12 protein-coding genes are annotated in these 11,944 nt (G+C 73.2%); 8 read left to right on the top strand and 4 right to left on the bottom strand.

Features of this window, described 5'->3' with window-relative positions; all coding sequences use genetic code 11:
• Positions 1–4 precede the first annotated feature (4 nt).
• Positions 5–1,102: a glycosyltransferase family 1 protein gene (locus tag ASG41_RS01785; protein WP_082556456.1), complete on the bottom strand. Its 1,098-nt coding sequence runs from the start codon at positions 1,100–1,102 to the stop codon at positions 5–7.
• A gap of 95 nt (positions 1,103–1,197) precedes the next feature.
• Here ASG41_RS01785 and ASG41_RS01780 point away from each other — a divergent pair, with 95 nt between their 5' ends.
• Positions 1,198–2,184, top strand: a complete 987-nt coding sequence (locus tag ASG41_RS01780; protein ID WP_056288825.1) for a GDP-mannose 4,6-dehydratase — start codon at positions 1,198–1,200, stop codon at positions 2,182–2,184.
• Positions 2,181–3,152: a GDP-mannose 4,6-dehydratase gene (locus ASG41_RS01775; RefSeq protein ID WP_082556455.1), complete on the top strand. Its 972-nt coding sequence runs from the start codon at positions 2,181–2,183 to the stop codon at positions 3,150–3,152. Before ASG41_RS01780 ends, ASG41_RS01775 begins: the two co-directional genes overlap by 4 nt.
• Before the next feature lie 4 nt (positions 3,153–3,156).
• Here the strand turns inward: ASG41_RS01775 and ASG41_RS01770 are convergent, their stop codons facing one another.
• The gene (locus ASG41_RS01770) at positions 3,157–4,260 is read right to left on the bottom strand and encodes a glycosyltransferase family 1 protein (RefSeq protein WP_200938673.1); all 1,104 of its coding nucleotides are present in this window, start codon (positions 4,258–4,260) and stop codon (positions 3,157–3,159) included.
• A gap of 81 nt (positions 4,261–4,341) precedes the next feature.
• On the opposite strand from ASG41_RS01770, the gene ASG41_RS01765 reads away from it, so the two are divergent.
• The 4 genes from ASG41_RS01765 (at position 4,342) to ASG41_RS01750 (ending at position 8,494) form a co-directional block, all read left to right on the top strand.
• Positions 4,342–5,490 (top strand): glycosyltransferase family 1 protein, encoded by a 1,149-nt coding sequence (locus tag ASG41_RS01765; RefSeq protein ID WP_056288823.1) that lies wholly within the window; start codon positions 4,342–4,344, stop codon positions 5,488–5,490.
• Positions 5,487–6,407: a glycosyltransferase family 2 protein gene (locus ASG41_RS01760; protein WP_235564349.1), complete on the top strand. Its 921-nt coding sequence runs from the start codon at positions 5,487–5,489 to the stop codon at positions 6,405–6,407. The genes ASG41_RS01765 and ASG41_RS01760 overlap by 4 nt, the downstream gene beginning before the upstream one ends.
• Positions 6,404–7,495, top strand: a complete 1,092-nt coding sequence (locus tag ASG41_RS01755) for a mannose-1-phosphate guanylyltransferase (RefSeq protein ID WP_056288820.1) — start codon at positions 6,404–6,406, stop codon at positions 7,493–7,495. The genes ASG41_RS01760 and ASG41_RS01755 overlap by 4 nt, the downstream gene beginning before the upstream one ends.
• A gap of 72 nt (positions 7,496–7,567) precedes the next feature.
• Positions 7,568–8,494 (top strand): DNA-3-methyladenine glycosylase, encoded by a 927-nt coding sequence (locus tag ASG41_RS01750; protein WP_082556454.1) that lies wholly within the window; start codon positions 7,568–7,570, stop codon positions 8,492–8,494.
• Here the strand turns inward: ASG41_RS01750 and ASG41_RS01745 are convergent.
• Together ASG41_RS01745 and rfbA are read right to left on the bottom strand one after the other, a co-directional pair.
• Positions 8,479–9,090, bottom strand: a complete 612-nt coding sequence (locus ASG41_RS01745; RefSeq protein ID WP_056288817.1) for a dTDP-4-dehydrorhamnose 3,5-epimerase family protein — start codon at positions 9,088–9,090, stop codon at positions 8,479–8,481. The two genes, ASG41_RS01750 and ASG41_RS01745, sit on opposite strands and share 16 nt — an antisense overlap.
• Positions 9,090–9,962 (bottom strand): glucose-1-phosphate thymidylyltransferase RfbA, encoded by an 873-nt coding sequence (gene rfbA, locus ASG41_RS01740; RefSeq protein ID WP_056288815.1) that lies wholly within the window; start codon positions 9,960–9,962, stop codon positions 9,090–9,092. Before rfbA ends, ASG41_RS01745 begins: the two co-directional genes overlap by 1 nt.
• A 110-nt stretch (positions 9,963–10,072) precedes the next feature.
• On the opposite strand from rfbA, the gene rfbB reads away from it, so the two are divergent.
• Both rfbB and rfbD read left to right on the top strand, forming a co-directional pair.
• Complete coding sequence (gene rfbB / locus ASG41_RS01735) at positions 10,073–11,068, top strand: dTDP-glucose 4,6-dehydratase (protein ID WP_056288812.1); 996 nt, start codon at positions 10,073–10,075, stop codon at positions 11,066–11,068.
• Positions 11,065–11,943, top strand: a complete 879-nt coding sequence (gene rfbD, locus ASG41_RS01730; protein WP_056288809.1) for a dTDP-4-dehydrorhamnose reductase — start codon at positions 11,065–11,067, stop codon at positions 11,941–11,943. The genes rfbB and rfbD overlap by 4 nt, the downstream gene beginning before the upstream one ends.
• Position 11,944 lies beyond the last annotated feature (1 nt).

Below are 11,944 nucleotides of genomic sequence, written 5' to 3'. Positions count from 1 at the left end.
AGGATCAGCGGGCCTCGACCGCTCGTTCCCAGGCCCGCAGGTGGGCCAGCGCCGACTCGCGCCACGTGTAGCGGGACGCCCAGGCCCGGCGGGTGGCGGGGGTGCCCGGTGCCTGGTCGAGCTCGCCCAGTGCCCGGGACCACGCCGAGGCGTCGCGGGGGTCCACCAGCTGGACCTGGTCCCCGCCCACCTCGCGGTGGGCCGCGATGTCGCTGGCGAGGACGGGGACCCCGGCGGCCAGCGCCTCGACGACGGGGAGCCCGAAGCCCTCGTAGGTCGACGGCATGCAGAGCGCCGAGGCCCCCCGGACGACGGACGGGAGGTCGTCGTCGGAGAGGTAGCCGAGCACCACCACGTCGGCGGGGTCGGGAGGTGTGCCCTGCCACCGGTCGCCCCAGCCCGCCGGGCCGACGAGGACGAGGGGTGGGACGCCCTCCAGGCTCTGCCGCGCGTCGCGGTGCGCGCGGACCAGCAGGCCGAGGTTCTTCCGCGGCTCCTGGTTCCCTGCGAAGAGGACGTAGCGGGGTGGCAGGCCCAGACGCTCCCGCGTCCCGGCGTCGGGGAGCGCTGCGGCCGCCCACGCGGGGTCCACGCCGTGGTGGGCCACGGAGACACGCTCGGCCGGCAGGCGGTAGGTGTCCCTCACCTCCTCCGCGACTGCCCGGCTGACCGTGATCACGTGCGCCCCCCGGGACAACGCCCGGGGCACCAGCGTGCGGTAGTGCACGGCGTCCCCCGTCACCGTGTCCGCGTGGTGCAGGAACGCCAGGTCGTGGACGGTCACGACGCTGGCCGCCCGCGCGGTCGGGGGGGTCATGAAGTTGGTGCCGTGGAAGACGTCGATCCGGCCGGTCAGCACCTCGGCGGGTGGCAGCGCTGAGTGGGCCCACGTCCGCCGCAGCAGCCTGGCGGGGAGCCTGCGCGGGGCCTCGGAGAACTGGTGCCCCGGGGTCGGGGGCAGCTGGCCGCGGAGGCTGAAGAGGGTGAGGAGCAGCTCCGGGCCGTCGACGAGCTCGCCCATCCCGGAGAGGAGGCCGGCCACGTACCTGCCCACACCGCTGCGTTGCCCCAGCAGGGGGGTGGCGTCCAGTCCTACACGCACGAGACCTCCTGGGGGTACGCCGAACACGGCGGATCGGCGGTGGGGTGGTCCGGCTACGCTAGCTCGGGTTCCGAGCCCCGAGGATTGAAGGACTCATGAAGCGCGCACTCATCACCGGCATCACCGGCCAGGACGGCCTCTACCTCTCGGAGCTGCTGCTCTCGAAGGGCTACGAGGTCTACGGCCTGATCCGGGGCCAGAACAACCCGAAGGTCGACCTGGTCCGCCGCACCGTGCCCGACGTCAAGCTGCTCACCGGCGACATCACCGACCTGGCCAGCCTCCTCCGCGCGTTCGGTGAAGCCCAGCCGGACGAGGTCTACAACCTCGGCGCGATCTCCTTCGTGGCCTACTCGTGGGAGAACGCCAAGCTGACGTCCGACGTCACCGGCCTGGGCGTGCTGAACGTCCTGGAGGCCACCCGTCTGCACTCGGGCAACGACATGTCCAAGGTCCGCTTCTACCAGGCGTCGAGCTCGGAGATGTTCGGCAAGGTGCAGGACGTCCCGCAGCGGGAGAGCACCCTGCTGTGGCCGCGTTCGCCCTACGGCGTGGCCAAGGTCTACGGCCACTACATGACGATCAACTACCGCGAGTCCTACGGGATGCACGCCTCCTCGGGGATCTTGTTCAACCACGAGTCCCCGCGGCGCGGCCCTGAGTTCGTCACGCGCAAGGTCACGCAGGCGGTCGCCCGCATCTCCCTCGGGCTGCAGGACACGATCGCCCTGGGGAACCTGGACGCCAAGCGCGACTGGGGCTTCGCCGGTGACTACGTGGACGCCATGTGGCGGATGCTGCAGCAGGACGAGGCCGACGACTACGTCGTCGCCACCGGGGAGACCCACTCCATCCGCGAGCTGCTCGACGTCGCCTTCAAGCGCGTGGGCATCGACGAGTGGGAGGACAAGGTCTTCCAGGACCCGCGCTTCCTCCGCCCGGCCGAGGTCGACCTGCTCATCGGCGACCCCGCCAAGGCGAAGGCGAACCTGGGCTGGGAGCCCAAGGTCGGTTTCGAGGAGCTCGTCACGATGATGGTGGACTCCGACGTCGCGGAGCAGAAGAAGCTCGCCGGCCAGTGACCCCGACCCGGGCACTGGTCACCGGGGCGACCGGGCAGGACGGCAGCTACCTGGTCGAGCGACTCGTCGCCGAGGGCGCCGAGGTCCACGCGCTGGTCCGGGAGGGGGAGGAACGGGTCCCCTCCCTCCCGGACGGCGTGCACCGGCACACCGGTGACCTCACGCGTGGGGCCGACCTCGAGGCGCTGGTGGCCGAGGTCGAGCCCCAGGAGGTCTACAACCTCGGGGGGATCAGCTCGGTCGCGCTGTCCTGGTCCGAGCCCGCGTTGACCGCCCAGGCAAGTGGGGTCGCCGTGGGACACTTGCTCAAGGCCTCCCACGAGCTCCAGGAGCGGACCGGGCGTGCGGTGGGTTTCGTCCAGGCCTCGAGCGCAGAGGTCTTCGGCTGGGCCGAGCACGTGCCCCAGGACGAGGACACCCCGATCCGGCCCGTGACCCCGTACGGCGCGGCGAAGGCGTACGCGCACCACCTGGTGGGGGTGTACCGCCGCCGCGGCCTCCGCGCCGCCAGCTGCATCCTCTACAACCACGAGTCCCCACGGCGTCCGGAGACCTTCGTCACCCGGAAGATCACCGCGGGGGTCGCCCGGATCGCCACCGGCCGTCAGGACGTGCTGTCCATGGGCAACCTGGATGCGCGCCGGGACTGGGGTTGGGCTCCGGACTACGTGGACGCCATGGTCCGTGCGGTGCGGCACGAGTCCGGCGGGGACTTCGTCATCGCCACCGGGCAGGCGCACAGCGTGCGCGACTTCGTGGCGGCCGCCTTCGCCGGAGCCGGGATCACGGACTGGGAGGGCCTGGTGACCCTGGACCCCCGGTTCGCCCGACCGTCGGACGCACCGGAGCAGGTGGGCGACCCGGCCAGGGCGCAGGCCCAGCTGGGATGGGCACCCTCCGTCGTGTTCGCCGACGTGGTCACCCGCATGGTGGAGCACGATCTGGAACTGGCCCGCAGCGAGCTCTGAGCGGTCAGGCGCGCGCTGCCCCACGGAGCACGTCGACCGTCTCGCGGGCAGCGCGCGCCCAGTCCAGGTGCCCGGCCCGGGCCGCAGACGCCCGGGCCAGGCGGCCGTGCTCAGGGCCGTCGGCCTGCAGCAGGCCGCGGGCTACGTCGGCGGCGTCCAGGGGGTCCACCAGGACGGCGGCGCCGGCAGCCACCTCCTCCATTGCGGTCCCGCGCGAGGTCACGACCGGCACCCCGTGGGCCATCGCCTCGGAGACCGGCATGCCGAACCCCTCGCGCAGTGAGGGGTAGCAGAACACCCGCGCGCCGGCGAAGGACGCGGCCAGCTCGTCCACACCGAGCCGCCCCAGGACGTGCACGCGGTCCTGCGTCACCGCGGAGACCCGGTCCGCGGCACCGCCCCACCCGTCCGGACCGACCAGGACCAGGTCCAGGTCCGCGCCGCGGTCCACGACGTGGTCGAAGGCCGCGAGGAGCCGGGGCAGGTTCTTGCGGGGCTCCCGGGTGCCGACCCAGAGCACGTAGGGACGCGCCAGTCCGTGCCGGGTCCGGAAGGCGGTGACGGCGGCGGGGGAGGGCGTCGCGACCCGGACCCCGTGCAGGACGACGTGCACCCGGTCGCGGTCGATCCCCGCCGCGACGCAGTCCTCCCGGGTGACCTCGGACGGGACGACGACCGCGGCCGCCTCGTCCCGGGCGATCTGCAGGCCGCGCTCGAAGAAGGCGACCCCGTTCGGCGTGAAGTGGCCCGGGTCATGACGGAAGGCCAGGTCGTGCACGGTCACCACGAGTGGGACCCGATGCCCCGGCACGGCCCAGGTCGTGGCGTGGACGACGTCGTGGCCGCGGGGTGCCCGGGGGCTGCGGGTCTGTTGCCAGGACCGGTAGAGGAGCTGGCGGGGGAGTGCCGACTCGGACACCCGCAGGTCCGGGGAGCCGTCGGGCGCGGGTCGGCCACCGTGCCTGGCGGCCAGACCGGTGACGCTCAGGTGCTCGAGCGCCCGGTAGGCCCGGGCGAGCTCCCTGATGTAGGTCCCCGAGCCGCCGGGCACCGGTTGCCAGCACTGCTCGACGGTCATGGCCACGCGCAGGGTGGTGGGCTCGGGCACCGCACGAACGTAGAGCCATCGGCCGGGGGGCGCCGGGGCGGGCGCGGGCGGACCGTAGGGTGACCGAGTGGTGAGCCGACCGTGACCCTCCGGGTCCTCGTCGACGCGACCGCCGTCCCCGTCGCCCGGGGCGGGGTCGGTCGCTACCTCGACGACCTCCTGCCCGCGCTGGGCCGACAGGACGTCGACCTGGTCGTCGTCGCACAGGCCCACGACGTGGCGTCCTTCGTGGCGGCCGTCCCCGCCGCCGAGGTCGTCCCGGCGCCGGCCTGGGCCACCCGCCCGCCGGCCCGACTGGCCTGGGAGCAGGTGGGGTTGCCGCTGCTGGCCCGGCGGCTCCGCGTCGACGTCCTGCACAGCCCGCACTACACGATGCCGCTGGTTGTCGGGGTGCCCGTCGTGGTCACGCTGCACGACGCCACCTTCTTCACCGACCCCGCGGTGCACTCACCGGTGAAGGCCCGCTTCTTCCGGACCGCCACGCGGATCGCGGCCCGACTCGCAGCCGGTCTCGTCGTCCCGTCCGAGGCGACGGCCCGCGAGGTGGCCCGGGAGGGCGGGGTCGACCCCGCTCGCACGATCGTGGCGCCCCACGGGGTGGACCGGACGGTCTTCCACCCCCCGACGCCCGAGGACCTCGACCGGGTGGCCCTGACGCTGGGCCTGCAGGGCAGGACCTGGATCGCCTTCCTCGGCACGATCGAGCCCCGCAAGAACGTCCCGGCGCTCGTCCGCGGCTGGGTCCGGGCCGTGCAGGACCTCCCCGAGCCCCCCGCGCTGGTGCTGGCCGGCGGGGCGGGCTGGGACACCGCGGTCGACCCAGCAGTGGCGGGCGTCCCGGCCGGCCTCACGGTGGTCCGTCCCGGGTATCTCCCCCTGGGGGACCTGCCCGCCCTGCTCGCCGGCGCCGACGTGGTGGCCTACCCCAGCCTCGGGGAGGGGTTCGGGCTGCCGGTGCTCGAGGCGATGGCCTGCGGCGCGGCCGTGCTGACCACCGACCGTCTCGCGCTGCCGGAGGTGGGCGGGGACGCCGTCGTCTACTGCGGGACCGACGAGCACTCGATCGCGGCGGGCCTGAACGGGTTGCTGTCCGACGCACCTGTCCGGCGCGCCCTGGGTGCCGCGGCGCAGGAGCGGGCGGCCTCGTTCACCTGGGACCGTGCGGCCGGACAGCACCTGGCGGCCTACCGTCAAGCAGCGACGAGGGGGCCCTGGTGGCGGCGGACGTGACCGACGAGACGCACGTGGACAGCGACACGTTGCGCGTGGTGGCGGTGACCTACTCGCCCGGGGCCTCGCTCGAGGACTTCCTGGCGAGCCTGCCGACGTCGACCCGCCGACCGGTGGACGTCGTGCTCGCCGACAACGGCTCCACCGACGGTGCGCCCGAGGCAGCTGCGCGAGCGCACGCCGACGTCCGGCTGCTGCCGACCGGCGGCAACCTCGGGTACGGCCCGGCGGTCAACGCCGGCTTGGCCGACGTCCGACGCGGTTGGGCGCTGGTGTCGAACCCCGACGTCGTGCTCGAAGCCGGGGCGGTGGACGAGCTGCTCGCTGTTGCCGCACGCTGGCCGAGGGCCGCCACGGTCGGGCCGGCCATCCGGACCCAGGACGGGGAGCTCTACCCCTCAGCCCGCGACCTCCCGCAGCTGTCCACCGGTGCCGGCCACGCGGTGTTCGGCTGGGCCTGGCCGGCGAACCCGTGGACGGCGCGCTACCGCCGCGAACGCGAGGCGCCGCGGGAGCGCACCGCGGGGTGGTTGTCCGGGTCGTGTTTCTTGATCGACGTCGAGGCCTTCCACATGGTGGGGGGCTTCGACCCCGGCTACTTCATGTACTTCGAGGACGTCGACCTGGCCGAGCGGCTGGGCCGGGCCGGGTACCTCCACGTCTACGCACCCTCCGCCGTCGTGGTGCACGAGGGCGGCCACGCCACCCGTCGTCAGCCCCACCGGATGCAGCGCGTACACCACACCAGTGCCCTCCGCTACCTCTCCAGCCGGTACCCCCGCAGGAGGCACAGACCGCTTCGCGGCGCGCTCCGGGCGGGCCTGGGCGCCCGCATGCTGCTCTCTTACGTCAGCGGCCGGGTCGCCGCCGGCGCCCGATTCCAACGGACCGTCAACGAACAGGAGCCGTCGTCATGAGGCACGCAGTCATCATGGCCGGCGGGTCGGGCACCCGCCTGTGGCCGTTGTCCCGGTCGGCTCGCCCCAAGCAGCTGCTCGACGTCGTCGCCGAGGACGGCGGCGGGGCGCACAGCCTGCTCGCCGAGGCGTTCACCCGGCTGCAGGCCGTGCTGCCGACCGAGCAGATCTGGGTGTGCACCGCCGCCCGGTACGGCGACATGGTGCGCGAGGCGCTGCCCGAGCTCGGGCCCGACCGGCTGATCCTCGAGCCCGTCGCCCGGGACACGGCCAACGCCGTCGGGCTGGCGGCCGCGCTGGTCGCCGACGTCGACCCCGACGCCGAGCTCGCGGTCGTCTCCGCCGACCACGTGATCCGCCCGGTAGAACGGTTCGCCGACGCGCTGCGGACGGCCTACGACTGCCTCGCTGTGCGCCCCCGCTCGCTGGTCACGCTGGGCATCACCCCGACCTCTCCGGCGACCGGGTTCGGCTACGTCCAGAAGGGCGCCCCGACCGAGGTCGCCGGCGCCGCTGAGGCCGCCTCCTTCCGGGAGAAGCCCGACCGGGCCACTGCCGAGGGCTACCTCGCCTCGGGGGAGTACGTCTGGAACTCCGGCATGTTCGTCTGGCGCGCCCAGACGGTCCTGGACGCCCTGGCCGACCACTTGCCGGAGAGCGCCGAGGGCCTGCGCCGGATCGTCGCTGCCGAGGACCGCGAGGCCGTGCTCGCCGAGGTGTTCCCGACGCTGCCGAAGATCAGCGTGGACTACGCGGTCCTCGAGCCTGCCGCGGCGGAGCCTGGACGGGTGCTGGTCGTGGACCTCGACGTGGACTGGCTCGACGTCGGCTCGTGGCCCGCATTGGCCGGCACGCTGGACACCGACGAGGCGGGGAACGCCGTCCGCGGCCTGGTCGTGACACTGGACAGCAGCGGGAACGTCGTGCTGTCCGACGATCCCGATCACCTGGTCGCCCTGGTCGGCGTCCGGGACAGCGTCGTCGTGCACACCGCCGATGTCACGATGGTCTGTCCGGTGGGTGATGCCGAGCGCGTGAAGCAGCTGCTCGCCGCGGCGGAGGAGCGCTTCCCCGGCCGCTACAGCTGACTGCGGGCCTACCCTCGTCGAGGCGGACGGAGCCATCGGGCCGCCTCTGGCGCTGACAGGGAGGGCTGTGTCGTGACCGTGACGGTGGAGACCCCGCATGAGGCGTCCTGGCGGCCGGACTGGCCCCTGGACGTCCGCCGTGCGCTCTCCCCCCACCGTCGGGGGACGAGTGACCCCACGTTGCAGTACGCCCCCGACGGGGCGGCGTGGCGCACGACCAGCACACCCACCGGCGCCGCGACCGTCCGGATCGTCGTCCGGGGCGGCGAGGTGCACGCCCAGGCATGGGGGCCGGGGGCCGACTGGGCCCTGGGTGTCGTCCCCCGGTGGTTGGGCGACGACGACCGGCCCGAGGACTTCCGGGCGGCCCTGCACCCGCTGGTCGAGCGGCTGCACCGGAGCTCGCCGTGGTTGCGGATCGGCGGTACCGGCCGGGTCTGGGACGCGCTCGTGCCCGGGGTGCTGGAACAGAAGGTCACCGGCATCGAGGCGCACCGCACCTGGAGGCAGCTCCTGTTACTGGCCGGTGAGCCGGCGCCCGGACCGGCCCCCGCCGGCATGCGGGTGGTGCCTTCGGCCGAGCGGGTGCGGGCGGTCACCGACTGGGAGTGGCACCGGTGTGGCCTGGACGGCGCGCGCCGCCGGGCCCTGCTGGCGGTGGCCGGCGTCGCCTCCCGGCTGGAGTGCGACGACCACACCGACTGCGAGGACCTGCGGCGCCGGCTGCGGTCGGTGCCCGGCATCGGCGTGTGGACGGCGGCGGAGGTGGCCCAGCGGGCGATCGGCTGCCCGGACCAGGTCAGCGTGGGCGACTACCACCTGAAGAACCTGGTCGGCTGGTCACTGGCCGGCCGCAAGACCGACGACGCCGGCATGCTCGAGCTGCTGGAGCCCTGGCGCGGCCACCGGCAGCGGGTGGTCCGGCTGCTGGAGATCGGGGGCAGTCGGCCACCCAAGCGCGGGCCACGTATGGCCCCGACGGACTACCGGCGGTACTGAGCCCGCAGCTCGTCGTACCGCGCCGTGCACTGCGCCATCGTCGGCAGCAGCCCCTGCTCCCGGGCCTCGGCAAGCGTCGGGGCGGAGGTGTCCTTGGCGGACAGCTCGAACTCGACGTCGGTGGGCCAGGGCAGCCCGAGGTCGGGGTCCATCGGGTTGATGCCGAACTCCCGGCCGGGGGAGTAGCCGCTGGACACCAGGTAGGTGACCGAGCTGTTGTCCGCGAGCGACACGAAGGCGTGCCCGAGGCCTTCGGACAGGTACACCGCCCGGGGGTTCTCGCTGTCCAGCTCGACGGCGTCGACAGCACCGAAGGTCGGCGAGCCGGCCCGGATGTCGACGACCACGTCGAGGATCTTGCCGCTGGGGCAGTACACGTACTTCGCTTGCCCGGGTGGCACGAGGGCGAAGTGGACGCCGCGCAGCGCGCCTCGGGCGGACACGGAGTGGTTGGCCTGGGCGAGGGTGAGGCCGAAGCCGGTGGCCTCGCTGAGCACGTCCGCCCGGTACCACTCGGTGAACCGTCCCCGGCTGTCACCGTGCGGCGTCAGGTCCAGGACGTAGGCGCCGGGGACGGCGAGCTCGCGGATGTCCATCAGGCCGGCCGGTCGGTCAGCAGGCCCAGGAGGTAGTCCCCGTAACCGCTCTTCCCCAACGGCCCCGCCGCCTGCCGCAGGCCGTCGTCGTCGAGCCAGCCGTTGCGCCAGGCGACCTCTTCGATGCAGCCGATCTTGAGTCCCTGCCGCTCCTCGACCACGGAAACGAACTCCGTCGCCTGGCGCAGGGAGGCGAACGTGCCGGTGTCCAGCCAGGCCGTCCCGCGGTCCAGTGCTGTCACCGTCAAGGTGCCTGCGCGCAGGTAGTGCTCGTTCACAGCGGTGATCTCGAGCTCGCCGCGGGCGCTGGGGGTGATGGAGCGGGCCACGTCGACCACGTCGGCGGCGTAGAAGTAGAGCCCCGGGACGGCGTAGGAGCTCCTGGGCGCGTCGGGCTTCTCCTCGATGGAGAGCACCCGCCCGGCGTCGTCGAACTCGACGACGCCGTACTCCCGCGGGTTGGCGACGTGGTAGGCGAAGACGTGCCCGCCCGCGGGCTCGGGCAGTCGGGCGAGCGCGGTGCCCAGCCCCGCGCCGTAGAAGATGTTGTCCCCCAGCACCAGTGCCACGGTCTGGTCACCGATGAAGTCGGCGCCGATCAAGAACGCCTGGGCCAGTCCCTCGGGGGCGGCCTGCACGGCGTACTCGATCCGCATGCCCAGCCGCGAGCCGTCACCCAGGAGGTCCTGGAAGGCGCGGCTGTCCGCAGGTGTCGTGATCACCAGTACCTCGCGGATCCCGGCCATCATCAGCGTCGACAGCGGGTAGTACACCATCGGCTTGTCGTAGACCGGCATCAACTGCTTGCTGACGGCCTGGGTGATCGGGAACAGGCGACTGCCGGTCCCCCCGGCCAAGATGATCCCGCGCATTGCCCTGACGCTAGGGGATGACCACCTCCGGGAGCGTGAGGCGATCAGCACAGTGCCCGGTACGGGTGAGGCGCTGAGGTCCTGGGACCACCCGCCGATACCGTCTCGGCATGCGCATCCTGGTCACCGGCGGAGCCGGCTTCATCGGCTCCCACTACGTCCGGACCCTGCTCTCCGGCGGCTACCCGGGCTACGAGGACGCCGAGGTGACGGTCTTCGACAAGCTGACCTACGCCGGCAACCTCGCCAACCTCGCCCCCGTCGCCGACAACCCGCGGTACCGGTTCGTCCAGGGCGACATCTGCGTGCCCGCCGACCTCGACGCCGCCTTCCCGGGCCACGACGTCCTGGTCAACTTCGCGGCCGAGTCGCACGTCGACCGGTCCATCACGGGTGCGGCCGAGTTCGTGCTGACCAACGTGCTGGGCGCCCAGCAGGTCTTCGAGGCGTCCCTCCGGCACGGCATCGGCCGGGTCGTGCACGTCTCCACCGACGAGGTGTACGGCTCCATCGACGAGGGGTCCTGGGTCGAGGACCACATCCTCGAGCCCAACTCGCCCTACTCCGCGGCCAAGGCCGGTAGCGACCTCATCGCCCGGGCCTACGCGAAGACCTACGGGCTGGACATCTCGATCACCCGGTGCAGCAACAACTACGGGCCCTACCACTTCCCGGAGAAGGTCATCCCGCTCTTCGTGACCAACCTGCTCGACGGTCACGAGGTCCCGCTGTACGGCGAGGGCGCCAACGTCCGGGACTGGCTGTTCGTCGACGACCACTGCCGCGGCATCCAGCTCGTGGTGGAGAAGGGCGCGCCGGGGGAGTACTACAACATCGGTGGCGGCCGCGAGCTGTCCAACCGCGAGCTCACCGAGAAGCTGCTCGAGGCGACCGGCCGGGACTGGAGCCACGTCCAGGAGATCGTCGACCCCCGCGGGGGCGGCCACGACCTGCGCTACTCGGTGGACTACTCGAAGACCGGGGCGCTGGGCTACGCGCCGCGGATGTCCTTCGAGGACGGCCTCGCGCTGACGGTGCAGTGGTACCGGGACAACCGCTCGTGGTGGGAGCCGCTCAAGGCCGCCGCCGCGACGGCCCGCCGGTGAGCACCGCCTGGTTCGTCACCGGCGCGGGCGGCCAGCTCGGCCACGACCTGCTGGCCGCCCTCGCCGGCCGTCCGGACGTCGTCACCGCCGTCACGCGCGCCCAGGTGGACCTCACCGACGAGTCCTCGGTCCGCGGTGCCGTCCGCGGGTGGCTCGAGACCACCGACGCCGAACGGCGCGTGGTCCTGAACGCGGCGGCCTACACGGCGGTGGACGCCGCCGAGACCGACGAGGACACCGCACTGCTGGTGAACGGACGCGCCCCGGGCTGGCTGGCCGAGGAGCTCGCCGGGCACGGTCGCCTGGTGCACGTCTCGACCGACTACGTCTTCGACGGCCACGCCACCGAGCCGTACCCGGTGGACGCACCGACGGCGCCGAGGTCGGCCTACGGCCGGACCAAGGCGGCGGGGGAGCAGGCCGTCCGGGCGGTGGACGGCGACGCCTCGGTCGTCCGGACCGCGTGGGTGTACGGGCGCCACGGTGGGAACTTCGTGCGCACGATGACCAACCTGGAGGCCCAGCGCGAGACGATCTCGGTCGTGGACGACCAGGTCGGGTCCCCCACGTGGTCGGCCGACCTGGCCGCCGGGCTGGTCGCGCTCGGGGAGGCCGACGGCGCCGTGCCCCCGGTCCTGCACTACACGAACGCCGGACAGGTGAGCTGGCACGGGCTCGCACAGGCGGTCTTCGAGGAGCTGGGCGCACACACGTCGAGGGTCCTCCCGACGACCTCGGCGGACTTCGTCAGGCCAGCGCCCCGGCCCGCGTACTCAGTGCTCGACGGCTCGGCGTGGGACGCGGCCGGTCTGCCGGGACGTCAGCACTGGCGGTCTGCACTCACATCGGCGATGGCCAGCGGCTTCCGCGCCTGAC

This window comes from Modestobacter sp. Leaf380 (assembly GCF_001424485.1).
Classification (GTDB): Bacteria; Actinomycetota; Actinomycetes; order Mycobacteriales; family Geodermatophilaceae; genus Klenkia.
This window is presented reverse-complemented; position numbering and strand designations above follow the sequence as displayed.